Source organism: Nocardia brasiliensis ATCC 700358, from assembly GCF_000250675.2.
In the GTDB taxonomy this organism is placed as follows: Bacteria; Actinomycetota; Actinomycetes; order Mycobacteriales; family Mycobacteriaceae; genus Nocardia; species Nocardia brasiliensis_B.
Window position 1 is genome coordinate 5,692,349 of record NC_018681.1, and the last position, 26,234, is coordinate 5,718,582.

The window sequence follows — 26,234 nt, forward strand, 5'->3', positions numbered from 1 at the left end:
GAGTGGTCCGCATCACAAGTCAACTACCAGTTAGCGGACACGACACGGCAGGATTGCGGAATGGGTACGACGATCAACGATTCCGGGCCGCGGCCGAGCAGGCGAGAACAACGCGAAGCCACGGTCGCCAAGCTGATCGATGCCACGATCGAGGCGATCTGCGAGGTCGGGATCGCCCGCGCCTCGGTCCGTGAAATCTGCCAGCGCGCGGGTTTGACCAGTGGCGCGATGTTCAAGCAATTCGACGGACGAGAACAACTACTCGCCGCCGCGGCCGAGGAAATCCTCAACCGTCTGCTCCGTCAATTCCACCAGGCACTCGAACATCCGGCCCACGGCATGAACTCGATCGAGGCGATGGTGGGGTTCCTGCGCGAGTCGATGGGCCTGCCCCTGACCCACGCGCTGCGCCAGATCTACATCACCACCCTGCACGACCCAGACCTGCGTACTCGGATCGCGCCCGCGGTCGACGGCTACTACAGCGAGATCATCACCCACGTCGAACAAACCGCCGCACTCAACCAATACCCCCCACACATCAGAGAACCCCTGGCATTCATCGCGCTGCACCTGTTCTCCGGTGAAGCACTCACCCGCGTCGCATACCCACGTCCCGACCTCAACGACAGAATCGTCGAAGTCACCCTCGATATGCTGCTCACCTACGCCGCCGACCTCAATCGCCGGTGAACCCGAGGATCCGGCGTCGCCGCCGGGTCCTCGAGGCTCACTTCAGGTTTCAGCCGCGTAGCGCGGAGGCGAAGATCGGCGGGAGCGCGGCGGCGCGGGGTTTTTTCGCGAACTCGGTCAGCCGCTGCAGGGTCGTGGCGCCGGTGCGGTTGGTGACGAACCACGGTGGTTTCGGCGACAGGCTGAATTCGCCGTGCAGCAGCGACCGAGGTGCCGGACGAAACGGTCCACGGACCACGGTTCGTTCCGGTTCGGCGATCAGCAAGCCGTTGTGCACGACGCCGATACCGCTTTGGATATCGGCCAGCGTGTGCCCGGGGAAGGCGCCCCACGACGCGCGGGCGGTGAGGTAACCTAGGCCGGTCCAGGCGTTGACAGCGATTGTGCCATAACGTAATTCGGTCACCGCGACGTCGAATCGATCACCCAGCTCCTTGATGGTGGCGGGGTGGGCGATGAGGTTGGCGCCGAGCGTGCCCTCGAACTCCTCGTTGCATACCCGCACCGCCCGTGCCAGGAAATCAGCGGGATCGCCGCCGGGCAATTCGAGCACCCCGAGCACCGGGGCGAAGTATTCGGTGTGCAGAGCCGGTTCGTGCCGGCTCGGTGCCAGGCCTTCGATCAGTGTGCGTGCGCCGATCACTTGCGCCTGCGGGTAGCTGCGGCGCGCGGCCTCGACCCGGTCCGACGAGCCGGGGTAGTAGCCGGGCCGCTGCGGTGCGCGGGCGATGGCTGCGCGGAGTTCGGCGAGGAAACGCTGCTTGAGCGGCCAGTCCGCGGAAATCACCGCCACCTGCGCGGCGACACAGTTGTAGCCGTTGTTGTGCAGGCGCTGGGTTGCCAGGTGCTCGGCCTGGAAGCGCAGATCCGCGGTAGACCATCGCCCCGGCACCACGATGGTAGGAGACACGCCGCCGAGTTCGCTGGTGATCGGTTTGGTGAGCCTGGGCGTGCCCGCAGCTTTGTTGCGCGCGGCCTCGGCCCCGGTACCGAACACGATGGCGTCGTGGGTCGCCGCGCTTCCGGTCATATGCACCGCGGTCACCGCAGGGTGGTGCACCAGGGCCGCGCCGACCTCGGCCCCGCCGGTGAGCAGGCGCACGAATCCGCGCTCGATCGCCGGAGCGAAGATCTTCTCCAAGACCGGCAGCAGCGGATCAGTGATCGGGTTGAGCTTGAGCGCCACCACCCGGTTGTCCGCGACGAGCTGGTACAGCGCATCCAGGGGGGCGATCGAGAAAATATTGCCCGCCCCCAGCACGACACCGATACCGCCGGTGCTGGCCGGTGTGCGCTGCCCCAGCCCCGCACGAGCACGCACGGTGTCCGCGTCGACGCCGGGCCGCGACCAGACTTCAGCCCGAAAACCGTTGAGCAGCAAAGCATCGAATCCGCCGTGCGGAAACACCTCGACCGCCGTCCGGCCGCCGGGGGCCGAACGCATCGGGTATCCATCGACGGGGCTGCGCCCCTTCTCCAACGCCAGCAGCGATTCCGTCAGCGCGTGAACCCCGGTCAGCAGCGAGTACGGCCCGCTCGCCCACTCCTCACCCAGCAGCGGCGAATCCGAACTCAATTGCTTGATCCGAGCCGCGGTCTCGACCCACTCCTGCGCGTGCTGTGCGGCGTTGGAATGAATCTGCTCCAGCAGCCTGCGCCGGGCGGGCAGATCGGTGCGCGCCCATTCACCTTCACCGCGTCGTAGCGCGGAGAGGACGGTGCTGATGGTTGCTGTCACGGTCGAAGTCACGCTTCGGTTCCTTCCGGGTCGGCGCTGCTGTTGCGGAGGCGGTCTGGTTCTTCGGCGACGCGTGGCAAGGCGTCATCCAGCGGATGCTGCGATCGGTTTGGACCCACCGCCAGCAGGCCGAAGTGTGCGTGCCACGTTCGTTGTCGTAAACCCGATCCAGCGGACCGCTCGACAGATCGATGACCCCGGTCACTAGCCGCAGTCGATATTGCTGTCCGGGTGCCTCGGATCACCATGTGCGGGGGCCTACCGATCGCCGCCGAAAATGTGTGCTACAGCACAATTTACAAGAGGTGAGGCTCGAGCACGCCAACCGACAGCAGGGCCTAATCGATCAAAGGACAAGCCCATGAATGGCGAATGCGGACGAATAGTTGTCCGCAACGCCACTAGGGCAATCGATCAGATATTTCTAAGGTGAGCTGATGTACCTCTCGAGCATACTTTCGGCGCCGAATAAGCCGGGCTCCAACGATTCTGCGCAAGCGCCCCGATCGAAGAACCGTGCTCGAGTTTGTAGTCGAACCACCGTCCGTCGCCGACTACTTGCTGTGCTGATCGCCATGGCGGTGTCGATATTCTGCGGGTCGGTGGCAGGGCACGCCGAACCCAGCGACGTGTCGACGGAACAGGCGCTGGCCAACTACATCGCGGCGGGTCGCAAGCCAGCCGCGGACATGGATTCGGCCAACCTGTGCGTTGTCTCGACCCACGCAGAGCCGGACAGGCAATGCACGGCCGGCTCGGCTACGGCGGGTGAGTATTCCAGCGATACGGTCGGATCGGGGCCGGTGATGAGCGCTGCGTTGGCGGCCTCCGCGTACAGCATTTTCCACCCTGATGCGGCCCCGCCCGGCGCCAACGATTGGAACTGTCGGCCGAGCGCTGAGCATCCGCGTCCAGTGATCCTGCTCCACGCCACGTGGCTCAACGCGTACAGCAGCTTCGCGTATATGAGCCAGCCGATCAAAGACGCCGGCTTCTGCACCTTCGCGTTCAACTACGGCCGGTCCAATCCACTCGCCGGTGGCGGGCTCGGGTCGCTGCTACCCGGTGTGGGAGGCGTGGGCCATGTCGAGAACTCGGCCCAGCAACTGAGTGTCTTCGTCGACCGTGTGCTGGCGGCCACCGGTGCACAGGAAGTCGACCTCGTCGCGCACTCCCAAGGTGGGCCGATGGCGAACTGGTACCTCGAATTCGATGGTGGAGCCGCGAAAGTCCGCCAGCTGATCTCCTTCGGCGCCACCTATCACGGAACCTCGTTCAACGGCATCGGGACGCTCGGCCGCACCATCAATAATCTCGGCATCGACGTGCTCGGCTTCGTCGAACTTCCGCTCGGACACGCCCCGGTCGAACTCATCGCCGATTCCGAACTCCTGCACCGGCTCAACGCGAACGGCGACACCGTGTCCGGCGTCGAGTACACCGTCGTCGCGACCCGCTACGACGAGGTGACCAACCCATATCCGATCACCTTCCTCACCCCGGTCCCCGGCGCGACCGTCCACAACATCACCCTCCAGGACGGTTGCGAACAAGACGTTTCCGATCACCTCACGATGATGTACTCGCCACGCTCTGTCTCCCTCGCGCTGCACGCATTGGACCCTGATGCGCACCCCACACTCACCTGTGCCTTCAACCCCTGGCTCGTCGGCGGCGGTGGCACGCTATGACAGGCCTCGCTCGGTTGTTGTGCCAGCAAGGCCTGCTGGAAGCGCCGGTGGTGAAAACCGATGGTAGCGTTCTCTTCTCGAACGTCACCTCCGGCGGAGCGTTCGAATACGTGGCCGGTGCGAGCAAGACCGTTGTCGAATCCCGCAAGGGCATCGGCGGATTGGCCTTGCATGTCGACGGTGGACTGGTGATGACAGGACGGGATGTGTCCCACACCGGGCCGGTTGCTGCCGCAAACCCGGATCCCCCGTCGGCGCCTGTGAGCACCGTGCTGCCCATCGCAGGGCTATGTCGAAGCGACACCCGATCCCTGATGTAAGTGTGTGCCACAACACAATTCCCATGCTCGGCGAATGCCTACCATTCATCCATGTCCACGCTGACGGAGCCACCCGCGAATGATTCCGCCGCAGTAGCGCGCACACTGCTCGCCGAGGTCGATGACCTCACCGTCGAACTCGTCGGCCGCATCCGGACCGGGGACTACGCTTACGCGGAATCGACCGCGCTGAACGACGCCGAGCTGGGTTTCGTTGTCCGCGACAATCTCGTCTCGGTGCTCGGCCAGCTCTGCGGCGGCGTCGGAGCTCGCCTGCAGCCCGCTACTGAGGCGGGCCGGGTCAAAGCTGAACTCGGCGTGCCTTTGCCCGCGATGTTGCACGCGTACCGGCTGGCCGGACGGCTGCTGTGGGAACGTGCGCTGGCGGTGGCCACCGGCACGGCGATCGACGTATTGCCTCAGCTCGGATCCGAGATGTGGCGGATCATCGACGACTATTCGGGAGCGGCGGCCGATGCCTACGGCGACTACCTGACCGAGCGAGTCCGCCGTGACGATGCCGAACGCCGCGAGCTGTTGCGCCGCCTACTCAACGGCGATTCCCACGATCCGACGCAACGCGATATTGCCCGTGCCCTGCACCTGCCACCACGGGGCCGTTTCCTGGTCGTGCACGCCGAGGCCGGACCCCAAGCGCTCTCGCCACTGTCGGGCATCGAGGCCCGGCTTCGCGCCGAATACGTCGAGTCGATCTGGATCACCGAAGCCGGCGCTCATGTCGGCATCCTCAGCATGGCTACCGAACGCGCACACCAGCAGGCACTCATCCACCTCCGGCAATATGCCACCGGCCGGATCGGCCTGAGCCGGCCGTTCTCGATCGCTACCGACGCGAGAACAGCACTGCGTGAGGCCGAACTGGCCGGACGTTGCGCACCGGCAGGCACTGCCACGGTCACCGCCTACGGCGACTCACCGATCCCGCTCGTCCTCGCGCACGCTCCATCCGCCGCGGAGGAACTCGCGCACGAAATCCTCGGACCCGTACTGGTTCTGCCACCCGAGGAATGCGATGTTCTGCTCGACACCCTCGCCATGTGGTTCGAATGCGCAGGCTCCAATTCCGAAGTCGCTCGACGCCTGCACTACCACCGCAACACCATCCACTACCGGCTGCGCCGCATCGAAAGCTTGACCGACCGCCGCTGCTCGGATCCCAAAACCGCCGCCGAACTCTACATCGCCCTGACCGCCGCCCGGCTCAGCGGAGCCGACCGGTCCGGCGTCGCCGCCGATTCCCCGTCTCGGGCCCAAGAACGACATGATTACTGATTAATGATCGACCGAGCACGCCCAGTAGTCGGTCCGCGATGGCTGTTATCGGTCGATCGAGGCGCCTAGCCGTTGGCCTGGTAATAGCGCTCAAGGACATCGTTGGAGAACCGCCCGCGGTCCGATACCTCGATACTGTTGGCGCGGGCCCAGCGTCGGATCGCGGCCGTGTGGTCATAGCCATGGTGGGTGGTTCTCTTGGCGGGATTGATTTGCGAGGCGAGGCCGATCTCGCGGGCGTGGGGAATCCATTGCTCGAAGACCCCGCGCAGACGGGCGGAGTTGCAGGCCGTCAGATCGAGTTCGTAGCCGACACCGTCGAGACCGAACTCGACCCTTTCGTCAGCGGCAGACCGGCCGTCGTGGTCGTCGATCCACTCGACAATGACTCTGCGTACCATGCGATCTCCTCCGGATTGGGGGTAGTCGACGTGTGGCTTCGGGAGAGGGAACCGACGGGAATCGCAGCGACATCCGCGTCGCTGGATCGTGCCGGAAAGGTCGTGGATTGCCTTGGTGACGTAACCCGGATGCTTTATGTGGATTTGCGGAGCTGCTGGGCCGAGTTGGTCAGCTGACGCTATTTCGATTTTTGCGCGGTCATGAGTACGACAGAGCCGTCGCCATAGGGATGAGAGTCCAACAGCCGCGCGGAGCCGGTCGCGACGTCCGCTACCGCAGCTGTACTGACTGTCCAGCCGAAATCAGTGAGTTGTGCTCGTGCCCGATGGTCGCTGCCGTCCTCTGCCAATGGCAGCGCGTCCCAGTCGATGTTCAGGAATAGGTACGGGTCTGCAGTGTCTTTCGCCCCTGCGGCGCTGAATGATGTTGTGACAAAGTCGATGTAGCATCGGCTGCCGGGGGCCGATCCCGCGTCGATTTGCCCGAGCACAGCGTGCTGGATCTCGGCGGGCAGATACATCATCAAACCTTCAGCGAGCCAGAGCGTCGACTCCGAGGGATCGAATCCAGCCTCAGCGAGGGCGGCGAACCAGTCCGCGCACTGCGCGATCGGCACAGTCATGCGCTGCGAGAGCAGCGTGTGGCCGTGGCGGCCGAGTACTGCGTTCTTGAACTCGATCACCGCAGGCCGTTCCACCTCGTAAGCCGCGATGTTCGCGGCAGAGGCAGGCGTAGCACGCGTGCGTCCAATCCCGCACCGAGGATGACGATCTGACGGATGTTCGCGGCCACCGCACTGCTCACGTAGTTATCGACAAACCGGGTCCGTACAGCGACGAAATTGCGGACAAGGTGTGCCCCGGCCACAATCACGCCCCTGCCCTTCCCGACCGACCGAGGTGCGAAGATTTCCACACCCGCTGCCGCCAGGAAGCGCTCCGCCCATGGATCATCGATCATTCGTTGCAGACTGCGTGTTTCCAGCGCGCGAGCCATCGCGACCACCAAAGCGGTCCGTCCGACGACTTCGGTCGCGAAACAGGACTCCGAATTGAACTGCACTACAACCTTCCTCGGACTCGATCCAGTGCGTCAGGATCCCCCGAGCGTTCCCAAGCAGCGTCGCAAGACACTTAGCGGAAGACAGTTTGTGCCGTGGCCAACATTTGAACGAATCCCCACGAGTCGCGCAAGCCGCCTTCTGTGGCCTATTCGCCGGAGACACAACGGCGCTGCCGCCAGATCGACTGCGGGACATGGATGATCACCGCATACTCGGATCCATCGCTTCGCTGTCCTGACAACGCATCATCCGAACCCCCTATCAGGCAATCAATTTCGTGAAGCATCCGTGACGGCACCGTATTCACTGTTCGCTGCCGCGGTCCACGGGGTTTATCCGAGAAGCTACGTGTGACATCTGCGGACATGTCCCTGCGACGTCACGTCCTTCTTGAAATGCAGACTGAGCCAAGGCTTTTGTCGTAGCTTCGATCAGCGGCCAGATTCGGGCGGTGTCGGTGGCGCCGATCTCGTGGGAGACCCGTTCAGCGACAACGGCCAATATTGCCGTGACTCTGCCACGGTAGTCGGCGAGGTCGGTCATGTACTCCCCTTTCGATACGGTGAGCAGGTTGGTCGAAGCCGCGATCGCGGCCATCTCAGGTTGTCAGAACGTCTCAGGAGTTATGGACAGCTGATCGGAACGTGCCAGGGCTGCGGCCGGTGATCCGGCGGATCAGCCGATTCAAGGTCGACGCATCGGCAAGGCCGACAGCTTGGGCGACATCACGGACGCTGCGCCGAGAATCCCTCAGCAGATCCAGTGCGGCCTCGACTTTGATCCGTTGCGCGAACTGGACCGGCGACAGGCCGGTCGCGGCTTGCACACGCCGGGTCAACGTGCGCGGGGACGTGTGGGTCGCGGCTGCGAGTTCGGCCAACCGCACCGGCTGGTCGATCTGAGCCAGGACGTAGCGCTCGATAGCCGCCAAATTCGGATCCATTTCCCGGAACATCACACCACGTTGGAACGGTGCTTGCGATGGCTGTGGTGTCGCGGCAGCGCGTGCGGCCATGGCTCGGGCGATCTCGACGCCGAACACTTCCTCGGCGATGGCGAGCACCAGGTCGATGTGCCCCATGGAGGCGCCGGCGGTGAATACCGGGCCGTCCTTGACCAGCATCCGATCGGCGTCCAGGCGGCAGTCGGGATAGCGAGCAGCGAACAGACCAGCCAGCCACCATGTCGTGGTGACGGCCCGACCACCGAGCGCCCCCGCTTCTGCAGCGACGAAAGTGCCGGTGCACGAAGCAGCGATCCGCGAGTCGATCGCCTTGGCCAACCACTCGACCGCACTCTGCACATCCGGCTCGCCGAGGCGGCGTGCCATCTCCCCGGGCGAGGCACTGCCGATACCAGGAACGACGACCCATGGCCGTGCCGGACCGGCCTCGGTCACGGGCACCGCCGGAACGAACAACCCGCCGCGCAACGCGACTATCCCGTTGTCACCGCCGATCACCCGCACGTCGATGGAAACGTCCTTGGGCGCGTAACGACTGCGCTTGAGCGCTTCGGCCAGGTCGAGGGTCGCCGCCACAGCAATCGGCGACGACCCGGGCACCACCAGCAAATCCATAGATAACATCAGGTCACCTCCAATTTCGCTGTCGCTGCAGCACCGCCGGCACGAGGCAAGCCTGCTCCGGAAATCGCAGTCGCAGCCGTTCAACCCGTAGAACAATCGAAAGACCGTCCAAATCCGGCCTCCGCGGGCAGGTTCACACCACCGACCAGGGCGAGTTCATAAACACCGCACTCGCTGCGGCCGACCTTTTCTCAGCGTACAAAGCGCTACCGCGATTGCCCAGTGGCGAAATGGCCATCAAATCGATTCTTTCAGCCACGCCGGCAGTCACGGCCAGCCGAGGTTGCGCTGAGTCAGGAGCCGTTGCTCGCTACGGTCGGGGTTGTGAACGAATGGATCAGCGATTGCATACTTTCGGCCACATACTCCAGCGGCGCGACCGACCGTTGCGCCTGTGACAGCAGCACCGCTCCTTCGATGGCCGCGATCAACGAGGTCGCCAGTCCTTCGCTGAGGCTGTGGTCGACGCCTTGCTCGTGGAGCCAATCCCTGACGCGGCCGGTCCACTGCGCGAACACTTCCGCCGCGGCGAGCACCCCTTCCGGCGCTTGGTGACGCCCCAGCGTCGCTGCGGTGATGGGGCAGCCCGCGGCGAAGTCGGATTCGAGAAGCACGCTTTCCCACATCCGCGCGAATGCGAACACCGGGTTCGGCTCGGCGGTCAGCGACTCGAGCACTCCTGTCAGTGAGGCTCCGATGACTCGCGTGGCTTCGGCGACCAGTTCGCTCTTGCCGCCAGGGAAATTCAGGTAGATAGACCGGCGAGCCGTGCCGCTGCGCCGTGTGAGCTCGCTCAAACCCATTCCGGCGACACCGTTTTCACGCATCATGGAGACCGCGCCGGCAATCAGCCGGCCTCGAGCGTCAGCGGCCATCGAGCCTCCTCCATGCGATGCGTGGGTTACTACCGGATCTCCGATCGAGGGGTAGCTCACACTTTGCTTGCAGTAGCCCGTTCAGTCTACTAATGTCCCTAAGTAGACCGATCAGACTACTTGTGCGATTGATCTGTCTTTCTCAGCGAACGCGCCGCTCTACGACTGACAGCCCGCCCAAGCGAGCGCGCACCACCCTCCGGCCGCCAGCACCCAACGCGACCTCACAAGCGAGTATCGGAGTGCCGATGTCAAAAACCCCCGTCACGGACCGGTACGCAGCGTCCAACCCGACCGCGACTCTGGCCGTAGTGTGCCTCGCGCTTTTCATGCTGCTCCTCGATTCCACAATCGTCGGCGTGGCCTTGCCGAATATCCAGCAATCGCTGGGAGCGTCGCTATCGGATCTGCAGTGGGTCGTGGACGGATACACCCTCCCACTGGCCTCGTTGCTGTTGACCGCAGCGGTTTTCGGCGACCGCATCGGACGCAAGCGCCTGTTCCTTGCGGGACTCGCGATCTTCACTACTGCGTCGCTGGGATGCGCGCTGTCGGAGGGGATGCTGCAGTTGAACCTCATGCGCGCGGTTCAGGGAACCGGAGCAGCACTGATGATGGGAGTTTCGGTCCCCCTGGTGTCGGCGGTGTTTCCCGATCCAATCCGCAAGGCCCGCGCCATCGGCGCCCTGGCCGCGGTGATGGGACTAGCCACCGCGGCCGGCCCGCTCGTCGGCGGAATCCTGGTCAACAGTCTCGGCTGGGATTCGATCTTCTTGGTGAACGTCCCGATCGGGCTGCTATCGCTGTGCGTCGCGATCTTCTACATCGGTGAATCCAGAAGCGCCGCGACGACAACGATCGACTGGATCGGCACCGTGCTGGTGACAGCAGGATTGTTCGCGTGCGTACTCGCGGTGATCGAAGGCAACAGTCGCGGGTGGACCTCAGCATTCATCTGCGGACTCTTCCTCTTCGGCGCGATCGTGCTGGCGGGATTCGTCTGGTGGGAACTGAGAACACGTCATCCGATGGTCGACCTGCGTCTCGTCGCACGGCCCGAGTTCGCAACATTGTCGATCGCAGGATTCGTCGCATTCGCCGCCGTCGCGGCAGCAGCGAACTTCCTGGCTCTCTATTTCATGAACACCTTACAGTTCACCGCATTACGAACAGGCATATGTTTCCTGGCTCTGTCCGCCGCCGCGATGCTCGTATCGCCCATCGTGTCCATTGTCCAGCGCCGCCTTCCGGCATCGATCTGGCTCATTGTGGGGCTGAGCTTCGTCAGCGCAGGTGCCTACCTGTCGACCAATATCCAGGCCGCAGACATCTGGACCCATTATCGCCCCGGACTGATTCTCTTCGGTGCGGCGATGGGCATCGTTCTGCCGGTGACATCACAAGTGGCATTGGCACATTCATCCGAGGATACGGCAGGCATGGCTACCGGCGTCGTCTCCTCGATGCGGCAACTCGGGACTGTCGTCGGCATCGCCGCACTGGGAGCTCTCTTCACCCGCGCCGCAACAGCTTCCGCCGACGCGAACCTCCCCTCGTCGGCGCAGATCGCAGCCGGCGGACCGGCACTACCTTCGACCGCGCGAGACCAAGTTGTGGATGCGCTGGGATCCGGCGCAGGCCTGCGAGTCGCCACCGAACTGCCCGAATCAATGCGGATCTTCGAATCCAACGTCGAAAGCATCGCCCGCGTAGCCTCCGATGCCGGCATCAACGCCATATTCGACGCCTCGGCCATCCTCGGAGTAATAGGGCTGATTTCTCTCATCACGATGGCCGTCATCGAGCGGATAGCCACGCCCAGGGCAAGCCGGACTCAGGAATATCCTGTTTCCCGATGAGCAGCGGATTCCACAATCGACGCTACCGAACATAGAATGGAGACCAACGATGAAGGTGACGCCGCAGCTGATGAAGTGGTGGCTCAACATCTGGCCACCATTGCTCTTCAGCGGAATTCGCGTCACCGAGATCGCAGATGACTGGACCACTGCGACTATCCGCCTCAAGGTCAACAGGCTGAACCAGAACATCATGGGCGCAGCCTTCGGCGGATCACTGTCAGCAATGACCGGCCCCCTGTTCATGGTGCTGCTCATGCAGCAAATCGGCCCAGAGTATCGCGTGTGGGACACAGAAGGCACGATCAAGTTCATCCGCCCCGGCAAGGGGACTTTGACATCGCGGGTCACTGTCCCGCCCGCTGTCGTCGAACAAATTCGAAACGAAACCGCCGACGGGGCAAAGTCTTTGACCTGGTTCGAGACCGAGATCATCGACGCCGGCGGCGCGACCGTGGCAGTAGCGCACCGGCAGGTCTATGCACGCAAGAAGCCAGCCCCCGAAAAAGATCATCGTTCGAAGTGACGCGCGGTCTCCGCGACAAGTACCCGCTGGTCGGCGGAGCGGGGCCGGAGACTCGATCACCTTCGGTAGTGACGCGCGCACCTGCCTGATTCTTTCGGCGGAATTTCCCCCGGCCCATCGACACAGCTGCGCGCTTCGGGTTTCGCGTGGAAGCGCACCCGCCAGAACTGGACTCGAGGCAGCAGCCCGACTGCTCGAGCGCGCGGTGCGGCGCGTCGAAGTCGCCCGGCGGGGTCGTGACCATGCCGGTGCCAGAGCGAAGGATCCTGGTCAGCGGACGAAACCTTTCGCGAGTCGTCGTAAACTCAACTGGGCCAGGAGCCGTTGGGTGAAATCGGTGAAGACGCCCTCGAATCGATGCAGTTCCCTGGCGATGGCTGCGTCGAGGTCCGCGGTGCGTATGAGGGCGCCGTTTACAACGACGGCCGTCAGGTCCTTGTTGACGGACCAGGGCATATGGTGGGGATCGTTTCGGCTGATCAGGAGCTCTGCTCGCATTCCTGGGCGGACTTTGCCGACCGTCGTCAGGCCGAGGGCCGACGCGGCTGTGGTGGTTGCCGCAGCGAAAGCTTCCCGGCGTGGTATCCCGGCTTGATCGAATGCGTGCAGTTCTCGGTGCAGCGCGACACCTGGAGCGACGAAGGGCTGTTGTGTGTCGGTGCCGAGCAGTATTGGAACTCCATCGGCGTGAAGTCGTGCGACAAGATCGCGTTTGCGATCAAGCGCACGACGGGCACGTTCGAAGTCGTCCCTGGAGATGTCGCGGTATGCAGGTAGCCCATGGTGAGGATGCCACATCACGCGTGAGTAGAACGGGGGCATCGCGAGTGCGGTCTCTTCCTGGAGTGCCTCGGGATACCGGTCGAGTTCGAGGATTCCCATCGTGACATCCAGAGTCGGTGTCAGTGTCAGTTGGTTTTCGATACTGGCTCGGCGGATGACATCGACGCGCCTGGAATCCACTGCGTGCCAGTCGATCGAACGATTGAGCACGTGGTCGCGGCGCAGACTCCTCGGCGGTGGAACACCGAACAGGTGTTGTGCGTCGGGCAATAACGCTTCGTCATGGCCGAGGCCGCTGGGCACGTGTCCGAGCACGCCCAGCCCTGCTTCCTGTGCGGCTTCACGCAGTGCGGCTACGCGGGGGAGGTCGATATTGTCGTACGACTTGACCCAGGTGGCGCCAAGGGTCAGTAGACGGTCGACGATCTCTGTCGCTTGCTCAGGGTGGTCGTAGGAAAAGGCGTTGGGGAACCGTGCGGGTGCAGCGCCGACAAATCCGTAGGCATAGCGAATGTCAGGGCCGGGCAGTGCGCCGGAAATGACCCGGGAAAGGGCGGCGGGTATGGCCGTTCCGTCCGGATCGCCCGCGTCACGAACAATTGTGATCCCGTGTCGAAGTGTTTGAAGCAGAAACAAATCGGTGAGATGGAGCATATTGTCGGCTGGCATGTGGGTATGCATATCGATCAATGCACTGGTGACTACTGTTCCCCGCGCGTCGTCGATGACCGTCACATCGCCGGCCGCGAGTTGCCCGGACGGGCGAATCTCGTCCACCAGACGGTCACGGACGTAGACATCGACGTGTTCTTGATCGGGTTCATCGGCATGGGCGATCGTGACGTCCGGGAGCACGAATCGCCCGGTCAGCACCGGCACGATCGAATCGCGGGGCGTGACAGTTTCCGCCCACCGCGAGTAGCCGAGTCGCCGGAACGGCGTATCTCGCCGCAGGGGTGGTGCGGGCGTCGAACGCACAGCCGAGAGAGGAACGCTGCTACAACAGCCGTTGTGCAGGATGGTATGAATCGACCGGCGGAACTCCTCGTAACTACACTGCGGAGGGACGGACCAGGCTCGTGGAGAAGTCACGGCAGCCTCCTCTCGGAGCGGCCGAGCCACCTACGCGCGGCGATCACCATGGCCTGCACGCCGGTGGTCAGTGTGGGTTCGATATCGGGAGCGAATTGTGATGAGTGGTTGGCTGGCAGATCCTCGAGTTTTCGGTTCTCGAGGGTGAATCCGCCCCAGAACCAGAAGACCGACGGTGCGCCGATTACGGCTCCGAAGACCCCGAAATCTTCGCTGCCGGTCACTGTCGGCATCGATATGACCGCTTCGTCGCCGAAATGATCTGCGAACGCAGCTCTGGTCGCCGCGGTGAATTCCGGATCATTGAAGACAGCCGGTACTTCGACTTGCCAGTCGAATTCGGGCTCACGCACTGAGCCCGATGCCAGGGCTTCCGCGCGAACAATTCGCTCGATCGAAGCGTGGATACGAGTACGGATCTGGCCATCGTAGGTTCGCACCGAGACGTCCAACTCCGCAGTATCGGGAATGACGTTACCCGCTGTACCGGCGTCTAATCGGCCGACGGTGACGACGGCTACTTCGCCGGGCGGCACCTCACGCGAAACGATGGTTTGCAGTCGTGTCACCACACTAGCGGCCATCACGACAGGATCGATCGACGCCTCCGGCCGTGAGCCGTGTGAACCACGACCGTGCAGGGTGATGCGTACCCTGCTCACCGCCGCGGTGGTAGGCCCGCTGCTGAATCCGGTCATGCCCGCCGGCATAGGCGCGACATGCTGACCGAGGACGATGTCAGGTTTCGGGCATCGCTCGAAGAGTCCATCGTCGACCATGTTCTGCGCACCGCAGAGCAACTCCTCGGCTGGCTGGAAGACAAACACCACCGTGCCTGACCATTCGGCGGTAGTACCAGCCAGCACGGTCGCTGCACCGATCAAACAGGTGGCGTGCATGTCGTGGCCACAGGCATGCATCACCGGTACCTCACGACCCTCGTGATCGATGGCACGCTCAGTGCTCGCGTACGGGAGTTCGGTCATCTCTTCCACAGGCAACGCATCGATATCGGCCCGCAGCATCACGACCGGCCCATCGCCGTTGCTCAGGACCCCGACCACGCCGGTACCACCGACCCCTGTCGTTACGGGGATACCGAGTTCGCGTAACTTCTCCGCGAGCAGAGCGGAAGTCGCGAACTCCATCAACGAAAGCTCTGGCGACTTGTGTAAACGCTTGTACAGGTCTGCCAGCACATCCGAATCGACATGCATCATGAGCGGCCCATACCGGTCGCGGTTCGGGCCGGTGCGAATTCAATGCCACGGAGGAATAGTTCGGACGAGGTCATAGTCGAATTCTTGCCCACTCCGCGCGGCAGATCCAGTGCCTAAGAGGACATATTAATTGCCCAAATGGCCAGTGAAAATGCGGACCCGCTGCCGCGTGTTCCTTGTCCTGATATAGTCTATTTTGGATGTTTGGCTTGCGAGGTACGAACGGTCTTGCGGGCGTGGGGAATCCATCGCTCGAAGTCTCCGCGCAGCCGAGCCTTGGAGACCGCCCCACCGCGGGCCCGTCCGGAACCTGCACCGACCGGGTCCGAGACCGAATCAGCAAAGGGACTTGCGCATTCCTACGGTTGACGCCCCTGTGTTTACGACGCAGGTGAGGCTACCCCGTTGCAAACGCCGTGTAGTTGCGGCGTACACACTACGTGCCTATCCTGGGAGTGGTCCAATCTATCAGGATTCCCCGGCAATCGCGATTGCGATACGGGACCGTCTACGCCGCCAGGACAATCGGCACATACATATCGAAGTCGAAATGGCAGGATTGCACGAAATACAGCTCCAGAAGGGCTGCGATGCACCGAAGATAACGCGTCGATATCAGCGTCGGCGCCACAGGCAGGTAAATACATACTCTCAGTGCCGGAACTTCCCGTCGAACAGCCAGACGATACGACGGGATGGATCTACTGTAGAATTTCTTGCCGGCATTACTCTTCTTCTCTGAAGTTTGCTTCATATTTATTGAAAAGTTCGAATACTCCCATTTTTAACTTTTTTGAACCTCGGCGCGCCGCGGGCGTGGTCGACTTGATTCCTTGGAGCCTCGGCGTACCAGATGAGGACAAAAGGAGGACAAAGCACGTGGGCTGACGCTCGTACCGTGTTCGGGGCAGACGTGCACGAACACGGAGAAGAAGGTACGCAAGGAGAACACCGCACCCATGAACAGATTCATCCGCGCCGGTCAGCGCGCCGCGTCACAGATCATCTGGCGGACTTTCTCAATCTGGAGGAGATCACCGAGTACTTCGACACCCTGTACATGAACAACGCCGACAAGCTGAAGGTGTTCGCGCTACCCGCGAGTACGGCTCTGTCCACAGGCTGTCCACAAATTACCGCGATCGACCTGCTAAAAGCGCAGGTCGTAGGGGTACGTCGACTCAAGGCGCTCGGTGGTGCTCCCGCCCCTGCCGGGCGGCATCCTCGGCCAGGCTATTGCGGTGCTGACGACACGATTCGCGATCTACCTGAGGTTTTGCCGGGAGACAGGTATACGGCGCGGAGGGTTCGCCCCAGGCTCGCCTGGGGCTCGTGGGGGCTCGACTGCTCCGGTCGCGTCGGCGCCAGGGCTTACTCTCGCCACGTCGGCCGTTCGCGGCGGCCGGCGTCCCAAGCGGTGAACTGGGCCTGGGCCTGGTTCTGAGTTTCTTGGGTGCAATGCGGGCCCCCTGCCTCGTTCGCGGCGAGGCAGGGGGCCGGGACAACCCGATAACCCACCCCCAGCTCCGAGAGAGGGATCCAGGCCCGATGATGAGGGTAGCCACTCTGGGTGACACCTGTCGCCCACCCCATCCCATCGCAGGGTTTACCTGCAACGTTTATCTCCAGCACCTGAACCGGGGTAGCCATGGCTGACCCGATCCCGGGCGGAGAAAGGCGCACGGCGGGGAGATCTCCTCGGCTGCGGGCCGCGGCGAAAAGAGCCCGGGCGAAGAGGTGCACCAAGTGCGCCGCTGGTGGATCCAGGTGTCTGGCCGCCGCCCGCAGTGAGAGCCCGCCCGCCGGCGTCCTGGACTTCGCCGAGCGCAGCATCCGCCTCGTCTTCAGTTGCCGTGGCAGTTGGACTGCTGTCTGCCAGCTACTCGTACTGATCCTTGTCCCGCTGGCCGGTGTAGTCGCTGCGGTGGCTCTTGCCGTCCGACTCGCCGGACCTGGTTGGGCTGGTGCGCTCGGCGGCGTCAGTGCTGCGATCGGAATCGGCGTGGCCTTCTACAGACGGGCCCGGCAAACGGGCTCTCCCGCGGTAGTCACCGAAGCGGGGTGAGCTGACCGGGGCCCGTCGGGCTTATCCCGGGTCGCTGTGGTGTGGGATGCGTTCGTGCATGGTCAGCAGCAGGGCGCCGGATCCCGCGCGAATGTTCACCCCGACGCCAATTCTGCTGGTCGTCTCTGGCACGTGAGTTTTGCCCGATCGGTGGATCCGGTCCCACTGCCGACCGGGCTCGGGCCGGTCGGCGTCGCGGCGACGTGTGGTATTCGAGCCCGTCAAGGGCGAATGAGGAGCGGGACCGCGGGACGACGCGGACAAACTGGCCGAACGCATCGGTGGCCAGTCGCGAATGAAGTTCGGCAACGACCCCAGCGGACGAGAATTCGACGTCGTCAGCGACGAATTCATCGGACAAGTAAAACCAGGCGGACAGCAACTCGGTTCAGCATTCAGAAATCAGGGCAAGGAGTCCTTTGAAGCAGCTCGAGCGACCGGCCGTAAGGTGTACTACCATTTCGACGGTGAACCGGGGCCAGGCGTGATCGACAAGCTGTACGAATACTCAGCACGGTACGGCGTCGACGTTGTCATCGACACCACACCGTTCTGACCCGCGACCAGGAGGACGAGTGTTCGAGTACCACGGATGGCTCACCGTTCAATACGACGTCGAGTACGACGACCATGCCCAGATCGAATCGACATACCAGGCCGTGGAGGCCCGGCTCGACGCCCTCGATACCGGTAGCGGTCTCGTCGACCTCCGGCGCGTCAATGGAAAAATTCAACTTCATTTCGCTGGATACACAAACCACCCACACTGGAGCGTACTGGACGGCTTCAAAGAAATCGGCAGCCTAGCGCCAGGCTCTTTCGGTACCCTGTGGATAAGAAATGATGAAGACCCGAAACTCTACAACGAGTTTCAAATATTTGTCATGCGCCGCGGGCAAACATCAACGCAGAACGACACCCTTCTGTCCCCCTGCGTTCCACTGATCGAGAACCAAGACGAATAACGATGGCGCGCTTCTCCCCTGCGGGATACTTCTCTTAGCTCTGCGGAGGTTCACCACACGGTGTGCGCCTCGTCGATCCGCAGGACGTGCCCGTCCTTTGACGTAGAACTCAAATTCGCCGCGCTATTGAGCGTGCTCGGCAGGTCCGAATCGACTCTTGCGACGGGCAAGGACGTTTAGGCTAGAAAGCCTGGAACTTCCCGATGTCTACAGTACGGATCGGCATGTTGACGGTGACCATCAGCTGCATAGCGCTCGTCGTTTCTCTCGGCGCGGCGCTTGCGTCCTCCATGCTGGCGATCAGGCAACAACGCTTGTCGCGCAACGCAAACCATCTACCGACCATGGCCAGCATGATGACCGAGTTCAGATCCGTCAAATTCCACGATCACCACGACCAAAACGACGATGAACACTCTCATCGATGTACTCAACCGAGCCACAAGCACATCGTGCATGACGAGAGGTGTTCGCACCCCAGGATCGGGCAGCGTCGCAGCAGAATCCACCGACTCGTCGGCACGGAGTGCGTGATTGGCCGCCACGCCCGGACGTAGCCACGACAGGCGGTAAGAGACCGCCCGGTCTGAATGAATGGCCGCACAGGCCGCCCGCCGCCCGTGCCAGGGATGACATACGTGCCATGGTATGGAAAAGGTGGCGGTGCAAGGGCTTACCGATTGCGGATCGGTCGGGACGAACGGGCAGCCCGGGCCGAAGGCATCGCTGTGGGGATCGGATCGCGCCAAAATCTCAGGATCGCCGGCGTCGAAACGTTGCCGCAGCTGGATCATCGCGTCGTGGAAGAGTTGCTCCAATACGGAGTGTTCGCAGGCCTCTCGGTCCCGGGACAGACGCGATTGAAATGCTGTTCGGCGGATACCAGCGCGCTCCAGGATGTGAACTCGAGCCGACGACGGGGACGAGATCAGCTCGGTAAGGGAATTCGCGCTCGGCTAGGCGCTTGCGCGCAGCCAGTCTTCGAAGGTCATCAGCTCGGGATGGAGTTGACGTAGGTGCGCGAGGTTTCGATCGAGGCCGATGACGTCGCGTGCTTGGAAGAAGCGGAACATGGCCGCGTAGTCGTGGCCGACGCCGGGCATCGACGCGCGCAACGCGTCCGGGGGAATCGCGCGATACCGGCACGGCGTTCCGGTCACCCGCTCGACCGCCGCGGCTATTTCGTCGCCGGTAAGGCTGTCGGCTATGACGGCGAGGTCGCGTGCGCCCCAACTCTGCCAGTGGCGGAACATGAAATCAGCGAACCACGCGATATCGTCCAGACCGATCAGCGGATACCGCCCATTGCCCAACGGAAGGGCGAACACCAGCCCGGATCGCCCGTCCGCAAGCAGGTCCTGCTGTGGCGCGAGCCGCTCGCGCAGGTTCTCGAAGTAGGGCGCCGTGGTCAGGATCGACACGTGCTCGCTGTACCAGCCGTCATCGACCTCGCGCATCATCTCGTCGGATCGCAGCATGTCGATGTGGGCGGCGACCGCGGCCTTCGCGTCGAAGTGCGGTACCGGGATGGACCCGCCGGTGCGGGTCACCGCGCTGTCGAGCGAGGACCAGAGGAAACGTTCGACCCGCGCCGCTCGCGCGGCCTCCAGCACCGCTAACCCCCTGCGGTACTCACCGAGAACGCTTGCACCGGACCAGAAGTCGGTGTTGCAGAACACCCACTCGACATCGGCGACGGCCGCGCGGATGCTGTCCGGATCATCCAGATCGCCCTGGCGAACGCGGACCCGGCCGCCGCCACCGGCCACCAATCCCGCGGCCTTGTCCGAGCGAGGATCGCGGGTGAGTACGGTGACCGTGTCACCGGGCGACCGAAGCAATCGCCGGACCACCGCGCCACCCATCGCGCCCGTGCCACCGACGACAAGTGTCTCAACCATGATCAGCACCGCTTCCTGAATTATATTGGGTTAGAACATGTTCGGCGATCTGCCGATGCGTGGCGAGCCACACCGATTCGCGCACCGCCTCGATCTGCGCGAGGATCCGGTCGACCATGCCGGACAGCAGTGGCCGCGCACCGACGTGCGCGTGCACGGTCAGGTTGTAGATCTGCGGGCCGGGGGCGTCGAGCAGATCGGCCAGCAGGCCGAGGTGACTGTCGAGATAGTCCCCGGGCCCGGCGGCGCCACGAATGTCGGACAGCTCGCTGTGCATGATCGCGACGAGCGGACCCTGCCGGGTCGCCACCACCCGGGGAAGCTCGTAGTCGTTGTGATCACCGGACCACAGGTAACCGGCCTCGGCCAGCAATTCGGAGGTATGTGCCGTGCCCGAGGCCCGGGGACTCATCCAGCCGACCGGGCGAACCCCGATCAGATCTTCGAGGATCGCGGTACACCGGCCGATGTTCTCCCGTTCGGCGCGCACGTCGAGTAATGCGGGGATGACATCCTGCGCATAGGAGTGCGCGGCGATCTCGTGTCCGGCCTCGTGCACGGCCCGCACCACTCGCGGAAACCGATCGGCGACAAGGCCATTGACGCCGAACGTGGCCAGCATGTGATGAGACCGCAGCAGCTCGAGCAACCGCCACACCCCGGTGGTGGCGCCGTATTCCGACCACGAGATGCTATGCGTGTCAGGCACTCCCGGCAGCGGCCACGCGACGGCCATCGGCGCGTAGACCGGCCAGTGGCCTGGTGACCACAGCTCCACGGCCACGGTGATCATGACTGCCACCTTTTTGTCGCCCGGCCACCGCACCGGTGTGGTCGGAGTCCCGAACGGTTCCCTGCTCATCGGCCAGTCCCGAGGTGTCCCTCGGCCGCGATGTCGCGCCGCGCTTGGACGAATGCTTCGACACAGCGCGCGATCTCATCGTCGGAATGCGCGCTCGGGACCTGCAGTCGAATGCGTGCCGCACCCCGGGGCACGACCGGGTGGGTGAAGGCAACCGCGTGGACGCCGTGCACGAACAACGCCTCCGACATCCGTTCGGCGACAGCGTCATCGAACAACACCGGGATGATCGGATGCTCGCCGGGCTGCAGGTCGAAGCCGGCCTCGATCATCGAGCGGCGCAACGTCTCCGCGTTGTCTCGGAGGCGTTGCCGTTCGGCCCCACCGGCTTTCACCAACTCGAGTGCGGCGAGTGACCCCGCGACAACGACCGGCGGCACCGCGTTCGAGAAGACATACGGGCGAGAGCGACCGCGCAGCACATCGACGATCTCCGCTCGGCCACTGACGAAACCACCGGACGCACCGCCCAGCGCCTTCCCGAGCGTGCCGGTGATGATGTCGACGCGGTCCCCCACACCAGCCGCTTCGGTGGTACCGGCGCCGGTCGCTCCCAGCACTCCCACACCGTGGGAGTCGTCCACCATGACCATCGCGTCATACCGCTCGGCGAGATCGCAGATCGCAGACAGCGGCGCACGGGAGCCGTCCATGGAAAACACCCCATCGGTCACGATGAGGCGGCGGCGGCACCCGGCGGCTTGTTCCAGCTGGGTCCGCAGATCGTCCATATCCCTTGTGCGATAACGAAATCGGGTCGCCTTGCAGAGACGGATGCCGTCGATGATGGAGGCATGGTTCAGCTCGTCGCTGAGCACCGCGTCCCGCTCGACGAGCAGCGCCTCGAAGACCCCGCCGTTGGCGTCGAAACACGAACTCTGCAGCAAAGTCGCCTCGGTGCCGAGCAAGCCGGAGATCGAGCGTTCGAGCTCGAGGTGCGCGGGCTGGGTCCCGCAGACGAAACGCACGCTGGCCATGCCGAATCCGTGGGTATCCAATGCCGCCTTCGCGGCCGCGATCACCCGCGGATGGTTGGCCAGCCCGAGATAGTCGTTGGCGCAAAAGTTCAGCAGCTCGTGCCCGGCCGCCGAAATCCGGGTCGATTGCGGCGTATCAATCGGCTGTTCGCGCCTACCGGGCGTGCTGTCGCGCAGGTCGTTGCGGATCGTGAACACTCGATGCACTCCTCACTCGATGACCTCGTCTGGCTCCGCGGCTGTCTTCAGCGTGTGACCGAAGCGAGTGAGCGTCCAATGCCTGGTCCGGAACCGGACATGCCCCCGAGGCATCGCTCGACGTCAGCGGCACGCGGCCCGTCGGCGGGGCTACGGTGGGGAGATGACCGTGCCGCCGCTGGATCTGGACCTTCGGGTGGTCCGCTACTTTCTGGCCGTTGCCGACCATGCGAATTTCGGCCGGGCTGCGGCCGCCCTGCATGTGGGACAACCGTCGCTCAGCCGCCAGATCCGCGGCCTCGAACGGCAATTGGGGGTACAGCTGTTCCACCGGACACCACAGGGCACTCGGCTGAGCGAGGCCGGGCAGGCGTTCGTCCCCAAGGCCAGAAGGTTGCTGAGCGCCGCTGCCGAAGCTACGGCCGCCGCGCGTGCGACCACCAGCTCCGGCAGCATTTCGATCGGCTACACCGCGGGTCTGGTGATCACCGCGGCGACCAGGGAACTGCGTCGCCGACACCGGGAAGCCACCGTACAGACCACGTATCTCGGCTGGCGCCGCCCCGCCGAAGCCCTACACGACCGCCAAGTCGACGCCGTTATCGCCCGCATGCCGTTCCCCACCGATCGGCTGCACGTCACACACCTCTACGACGAACCGCGCGTCCTCGTCGTCCCCCGCGACCACCGTCTGGCAGGGCAACCGTTCGCGGTACTCGCGGACATCGCCGACGAGCCCCTGCAATGGGTACCCGGCCTCGACCCCGCCTCCCACGCCTTCTGGCGCCTGGAACCACGACCCGACGGCCGACCCGCCCCCACTGGCCCCGCGATGAACACCCTCGACGACACATGGGAATTCGTGGCAGCCGGCGACACCCTCGCCGTCGCCACCCGCAGCCACGTCAACACCACCCGGACGGACCTGGCCCTGATTCCGCTACACGGTGTCGCACCGAGCCGGGTCGTCCTGGCCACTCGCACCGAAGCTTCCAGTTTGACGGCGGCGTTCCGACAGTGCGCCAGAGAACATCTGACCGCCTGAGGCACGTTTGCGCACCGGCCGCTGACTGTCACCCTGCGTGTGCGGGGGCCTTGTCGATGTTTCGCTCGACCCAGTCAGGCGAAAATTGCGTGAACCTGGTCCACCGCTTCCGGCCCATATCCGACCGTGCCCACCGGCACAGCGCCATCGATGGCCTCGATGATGCGCCCGGCCCACACCGGTCCGAATCCACCGCACAGTTCGATCAGCTGAACACCGTCGCGCACCAGCCGGCGCGCCACCTCGATCCCTTCTTCGGGAGTCGCGACGCCCACCAGCACGGTGCGGCACTCGCCGGTGTCCATCACACTGTCCTGCCCGCCCGCGGCGCTACCGGCCGCCGTGTAGATGAACCCCCAGTGCGTAAGCGCCATGCGTGTGAACCTCTCTGCGAACCCGTCTAAGCCTGCACTGAAACAGATACACCATGTTCGACCAAGGAGACGACCGCATAAGGCGTTATCGGAGCGCCCTGGACAACCATCGGCAACACGACGACGCCGACAGGGGTGGAGCGGCCAGTCCGAGCAGGCGCGCCCCGATCTGGGCCGGCTGCCCCGCAGCGCTGCTCACTGACCCGGGTGGCGGGTTCGGGTCGTGGGGACCGAATCGGCGAAATCCGGTTCTTCGAGGCGACTTTCGCTTCGCACCCAGATACTCACGATTCGAGCGCGCTAGCCTGCGCCGAGGCCGCGTTTGGCCAATGTGGTTCGCGACGGATGCCGTGACATTGCTGCGGCAGCCGCACCGACGAAGCCGGTTTCGAACCGCCCCGCCCTGAAAGTGCTCCGGTGACCGCGCCGCACAGCGACAATAGTTGTGCACGTACGTCGAGCGAGGGTGTCCGTGGAGTCAGATCCTGGTGGTAGCAGCGATGGCGAGACATCGTCGGATTCGGGGTATCACCTCTGGCTGCTTCAAAGGTGCTGTGTCGGGTTGGCTTTCGTGCTGTGGGCGGCCGCCCAGACCCAGCCGCTGGCCGAGTTGACCGACGACCGTTGGGCTTTGATCCGAACCAACGAGGTCTATCCCTTCCGTCCCTGGGGCACAGCCCCGATGTGGGTCGTGTTGTTCGTCGACTGCAGTTTGCTGGCCGTGATCGCGACGGGGGCCGCCCTGCGCGCAGCCTCCTCGCGTGACCGGACCATCCGCGCCTACGCGTCGGTGACCGCCCACCTCGTCTTCGTCGGGTCCGGCTGCGGGATAGGCGTTCTGGTGCAGACGTTGTTCCACTCCGGCACTCCCCTGTCGGGTATGTGGCTGATCACGGTAGCGCTGGTACTGGTGTGCGTGGCCACGATCACCGTGCCCGACTGAAGCGCTGATGCTGTTGAACGCCAACCGCATTCACGACATCGGGCGGAGCCCGACACCGCCGGCCCGAACTTCCTCTGCATTCCATCCCCGACCGCGGCGTTCCGGTCGGCACGCAGCCTCGCCCACACGTGCTATGCCGAGGGCTGCAGTTCGTGGGAATCGGTTGCGTTTAGGCCGATCGCGAGGATTGCCACCCGGTTACAGGCGCGGTAGTTTGCGGACGTGAAGATCCGCGTCGGTGAGGTGGTGGTCCACTACGTGGCGCACGGTAGTGGTCGGCCCGTGCTGGTGTTGCACGGCGGCGGTGTCGATCACCGGGAAGCCGAGGCCTGCTTCGAGCAGGCGTTCGCCGGTATGGCGAACCTGCGGCGTATCTATCCCGATCTGCCCGGAATGGGGCACACGGCCGCTCCCGAAAAATTGTGCAGCGCAGACGATGTGGTTGGCACGCTGCTCGGCTTCGCCGACGCGGTCGCCGACGGGGACGCCGTGCTGCTGGCGGGTCATTCGGCGGGCGCGTATATCGCGCAGGCGATGGCCGGGCGTGAACCGCGACGTTTCGCGGCGCTCGCGCTCGTGTGCCCGCTCCTGCTCGGGATCCGCGACGTGCCGGAGCATCGCGTCATCGCCGGTTCGGGCGATATCGGTAACGACGACTTCCGCAGCTACTTCGTGATCCAGACGCCGGAGATGCTGCAGCGGTACGAACGATACGTCGCACCGGCGGTGGAACTGGTCGACGCGGCGGCGGCCGAGCGCATCGGCCAACGGTGGGCGATCACGGCCGACGGGACGTCACCGTACCCAGGACCGACGATGATCGTTGCGGGGCGGCTGGATTCGACGGTCGGCTACCGCGCCGCCATCGACGCGCTCGAGCACTACCCGCGCGCCTCCTTGGCCGTGATCGATGACGCGGGACACGCGTTGCCGCACGAGCAGCCCGAGGTTCTGCGTGCCCTGCTGACCGAGTGGGTCGCCCGGGTCGAGGGCGCGAACTGACGCGGATCAGACCGGCCGGGCACCAGTGGACCTGCTCGCACTTACCCCGATTGCAGGTACGCAGACCGTTCGCCTGGGTCGATGCGACACCGGTGCCGGTCTCGTTCTCCAACGCGACGGGGGATCAGTATGTGTCTGCTCAGCGGAAAGCGGAATCAGCGGCCGGGCGCTATTTGACGTGGCGCTTACCCCCCCCAGAGCCGGATCTCCGATCGTAAAACGCTACGCAAAAGGTCCTCACCGCTCCGACGCCCGTTGTAGAGGTACAGTGCGACATGTAAGCGGTCGCATTTGAGATCGTCGTCGGTGAAAGTTATTCGCCGCCGGTCACTTTCGGGTCTTGTCGGCACGGATCACCACCAATTCCTACGGGGGATTGGCCAGCAGCAGATCGAATTCCCGGTTCGCCAAGGCGGTTTCGAAATCGCCGCGCAGGATCTCGACGTCGATGCCGTGCAGCCGGCAATTGAGCCAGGTGGACATGCTCGCCGCGCGGGAGATATCGATCGCGGTGACCGCGGCCGCGCCGGCCAGACCCGCGCGGACCGCCAGCGCGCCGGTGCCGCTACAGACGTCCACCACCCGGCCCCCCGGTGGCAGCGCGGCATCGGCCAGCGCGGTGGCGAGGAGCCAGGTATCGGTCTGTGGCCGGTAGACACCGGGCGTGCGTATCAACATCACCTGTACGCGATGCCCGCTCGTCGGCGAGTCAATCATGATCACCGCGAGGAAAGCGCCTCACGTAACGAGGTGCGGTCC

At 64.0% G+C, this 26,234-nt stretch carries 24 protein-coding genes and 2 pseudogenes; 12 read left to right on the forward strand and 14 right to left on the reverse strand.

The window, feature by feature from the left end; all coding sequences use genetic code 11:
- Window positions 1–60: 60 nt before the first annotated feature.
- Complete coding sequence (locus O3I_RS42955) at window positions 61–693, forward strand: TetR/AcrR family transcriptional regulator (RefSeq protein WP_014985779.1); 633 nt, start codon at window positions 61–63, stop codon at window positions 691–693.
- 49 nt (window positions 694–742) lie between these two features.
- Here the strand turns inward: O3I_RS42955 and O3I_RS25020 are convergent, their stop codons facing one another.
- Window positions 743–2,443: an aldehyde dehydrogenase family protein gene (locus O3I_RS25020; protein WP_014985780.1), complete on the reverse strand. Its 1,701-nt coding sequence runs from the start codon at window positions 2,441–2,443 to the stop codon at window positions 743–745.
- 563 nt (window positions 2,444–3,006) lie between these two features.
- On the opposite strand from O3I_RS25020, the gene O3I_RS25025 reads away from it, so the two are divergent.
- Genes O3I_RS25025 through O3I_RS25035 form a run of 3 tightly spaced genes read left to right on the forward strand, consistent with a single transcriptional unit; the run spans window position 3,007 to window position 5,735 of the window.
- On the forward strand, window positions 3,007–4,122 hold the full coding sequence (locus tag O3I_RS25025) for an esterase/lipase family protein (protein WP_051067006.1): 1,116 nt from the start codon (window positions 3,007–3,009) through the stop codon (window positions 4,120–4,122).
- Entirely contained in the window at window positions 4,119–4,442 is a 324-nt protein-coding gene (locus O3I_RS25030) for a hypothetical protein (protein WP_014985782.1), read from the forward strand. The genes O3I_RS25025 and O3I_RS25030 overlap by 4 nt, the downstream gene beginning before the upstream one ends.
- A gap of 51 nt (window positions 4,443–4,493) precedes the next feature.
- Entirely contained in the window at window positions 4,494–5,735 is a 1,242-nt protein-coding gene (locus tag O3I_RS25035; protein ID WP_014985783.1) for a PucR family transcriptional regulator, read from the forward strand.
- Window positions 5,736–5,800: 65 nt separating this feature from the next.
- On the opposite strand, the gene O3I_RS25040 is transcribed toward O3I_RS25035, so the two are convergent.
- The 5 genes and pseudogenes from O3I_RS25040 to O3I_RS25055 form a co-directional block, all read right to left on the reverse strand.
- Window positions 5,801–6,136, reverse strand: a complete 336-nt coding sequence (locus O3I_RS25040; protein ID WP_014985784.1) for a histone-like nucleoid-structuring protein Lsr2 — start codon at window positions 6,134–6,136, stop codon at window positions 5,801–5,803.
- A gap of 179 nt (window positions 6,137–6,315) precedes the next feature.
- Window positions 6,316–7,133, reverse strand: a pseudogene (locus tag O3I_RS46440) (SAM-dependent methyltransferase).
- A 370-nt stretch (window positions 7,134–7,503) separates the two neighbouring features.
- Window positions 7,504–7,797, reverse strand: coding sequence for a hypothetical protein (locus tag O3I_RS45015; RefSeq protein ID WP_141692096.1), 294 nt, complete (start codon window positions 7,795–7,797; stop codon window positions 7,504–7,506).
- 19 nt (window positions 7,798–7,816) lie between these two features.
- On the reverse strand, window positions 7,817–8,884 hold the full coding sequence (locus tag O3I_RS25050) for a GlxA family transcriptional regulator (protein WP_237748129.1): 1,068 nt from the start codon (window positions 8,882–8,884) through the stop codon (window positions 7,817–7,819).
- 197 nt (window positions 8,885–9,081) lie between these two features.
- Window positions 9,082–9,663 (reverse strand): TetR/AcrR family transcriptional regulator, encoded by a 582-nt coding sequence (locus O3I_RS25055; protein ID WP_014985788.1) that lies wholly within the window; start codon window positions 9,661–9,663, stop codon window positions 9,082–9,084.
- Window positions 9,664–9,911: 248 nt separating this feature from the next.
- Here O3I_RS25055 and O3I_RS25060 point away from each other — a divergent pair, with 248 nt between their 5' ends.
- On the forward strand, window positions 9,912–11,522 hold the full coding sequence (locus O3I_RS25060) for an MFS transporter (RefSeq protein WP_014985789.1): 1,611 nt from the start codon (window positions 9,912–9,914) through the stop codon (window positions 11,520–11,522).
- Window positions 11,523–11,571: 49 nt separating this feature from the next.
- Window positions 11,572–12,048 carry a PaaI family thioesterase gene (locus O3I_RS25065; protein ID WP_014985790.1) on the forward strand — a complete coding sequence of 159 codons (477 nt, stop codon included), beginning with the start codon at window positions 11,572–11,574 and terminating at the stop codon, window positions 12,046–12,048.
- Window positions 12,049–12,318: 270 nt separating this feature from the next.
- Here the strand turns inward: O3I_RS25065 and O3I_RS25070 are convergent, their stop codons facing one another.
- Both O3I_RS25070 and O3I_RS25075 read right to left on the reverse strand, forming a co-directional pair.
- Window positions 12,319–13,710, reverse strand: a complete 1,392-nt coding sequence (locus O3I_RS25070) for an amidohydrolase family protein (RefSeq protein WP_014985791.1) — start codon at window positions 13,708–13,710, stop codon at window positions 12,319–12,321.
- Between the two features lie 209 nt (window positions 13,711–13,919).
- The gene (locus O3I_RS25075; protein WP_014985792.1) at window positions 13,920–15,143 is read right to left on the reverse strand and encodes an amidohydrolase; all 1,224 of its coding nucleotides are present in this window, start codon (window positions 15,141–15,143) and stop codon (window positions 13,920–13,922) included.
- 898 nt (window positions 15,144–16,041) lie between these two features.
- Here O3I_RS25075 and O3I_RS45020 point away from each other — a divergent pair.
- The 3 genes and pseudogenes from O3I_RS45020 to O3I_RS25085 all read left to right on the forward strand — a co-directional run bounded on the left by O3I_RS45020 (window position 16,042) and on the right by O3I_RS25085 (window position 18,173).
- Complete coding sequence (locus tag O3I_RS45020) at window positions 16,042–16,587, forward strand: hypothetical protein (protein WP_141692097.1); 546 nt, start codon at window positions 16,042–16,044, stop codon at window positions 16,585–16,587.
- A gap of 883 nt (window positions 16,588–17,470) precedes the next feature.
- A pseudogene (locus O3I_RS25080) lies at window positions 17,471–17,764 on the forward strand (restriction endonuclease fold toxin); the annotation flags it as partial.
- A 19-nt stretch (window positions 17,765–17,783) separates the two neighbouring features.
- Window positions 17,784–18,173, forward strand: coding sequence for an immunity 7 family protein (locus O3I_RS25085; protein ID WP_014985794.1), 390 nt, complete (start codon window positions 17,784–17,786; stop codon window positions 18,171–18,173).
- A 181-nt stretch (window positions 18,174–18,354) separates the two neighbouring features.
- Here O3I_RS25085 and O3I_RS45630 read toward each other — a convergent pair whose 3' ends face one another.
- The 4 genes from O3I_RS45630 to O3I_RS25105 all read right to left on the reverse strand — a co-directional run bounded on the left by O3I_RS45630 (window position 18,355) and on the right by O3I_RS25105 (window position 22,111).
- Complete coding sequence (locus O3I_RS45630) at window positions 18,355–18,552, reverse strand: hypothetical protein (protein ID WP_014985795.1); 198 nt, start codon at window positions 18,550–18,552, stop codon at window positions 18,355–18,357.
- A 577-nt stretch (window positions 18,553–19,129) separates the two neighbouring features.
- Window positions 19,130–20,074, reverse strand: coding sequence for an NmrA family NAD(P)-binding protein (locus O3I_RS25095; RefSeq protein WP_041564318.1), 945 nt, complete (start codon window positions 20,072–20,074; stop codon window positions 19,130–19,132).
- Window positions 20,067–20,867: a polysaccharide deacetylase family protein gene (locus O3I_RS25100; protein ID WP_202804874.1), complete on the reverse strand. Its 801-nt coding sequence runs from the start codon at window positions 20,865–20,867 to the stop codon at window positions 20,067–20,069. Before O3I_RS25100 ends, O3I_RS25095 begins: the two co-directional genes overlap by 8 nt.
- Window positions 20,868–20,932: 65 nt before the next feature.
- Complete coding sequence (locus O3I_RS25105; RefSeq protein ID WP_014985798.1) at window positions 20,933–22,111, reverse strand: glycine C-acetyltransferase; 1,179 nt, start codon at window positions 22,109–22,111, stop codon at window positions 20,933–20,935.
- Between the two features lie 163 nt (window positions 22,112–22,274).
- Here O3I_RS25105 and O3I_RS25110 point away from each other — a divergent pair, with 163 nt between their 5' ends.
- A complete protein-coding gene (locus O3I_RS25110) occupies window positions 22,275–23,156 on the forward strand; it encodes a LysR family transcriptional regulator (RefSeq protein WP_014985799.1) in 882 nt (293 codons plus the stop codon).
- Window positions 23,157–23,230: 74 nt separating this feature from the next.
- On the opposite strand, the gene O3I_RS25115 is transcribed toward O3I_RS25110, so the two are convergent.
- Window positions 23,231–23,530, reverse strand: a complete 300-nt coding sequence (locus O3I_RS25115; protein ID WP_014985800.1) for a DUF6506 family protein — start codon at window positions 23,528–23,530, stop codon at window positions 23,231–23,233.
- 562 nt (window positions 23,531–24,092) lie between these two features.
- Between O3I_RS25115 and O3I_RS25120 the strand changes: the two genes are divergently transcribed.
- Both O3I_RS25120 and O3I_RS25125 read left to right on the forward strand, forming a co-directional pair.
- Window positions 24,093–24,473, forward strand: coding sequence for a hypothetical protein (locus tag O3I_RS25120; protein WP_014985801.1), 381 nt, complete (start codon window positions 24,093–24,095; stop codon window positions 24,471–24,473).
- 222 nt (window positions 24,474–24,695) lie between these two features.
- Window positions 24,696–25,475, forward strand: coding sequence for an alpha/beta fold hydrolase (locus O3I_RS25125; RefSeq protein WP_014985802.1), 780 nt, complete (start codon window positions 24,696–24,698; stop codon window positions 25,473–25,475).
- Between the two features lie 366 nt (window positions 25,476–25,841).
- Here O3I_RS25125 and O3I_RS25130 read toward each other — a convergent pair whose 3' ends face one another.
- The gene (locus O3I_RS25130; RefSeq protein WP_041564320.1) at window positions 25,842–26,153 is read right to left on the reverse strand and encodes a methyltransferase; all 312 of its coding nucleotides are present in this window, start codon (window positions 26,151–26,153) and stop codon (window positions 25,842–25,844) included.
- Window positions 26,154–26,234 lie beyond the last annotated feature (81 nt).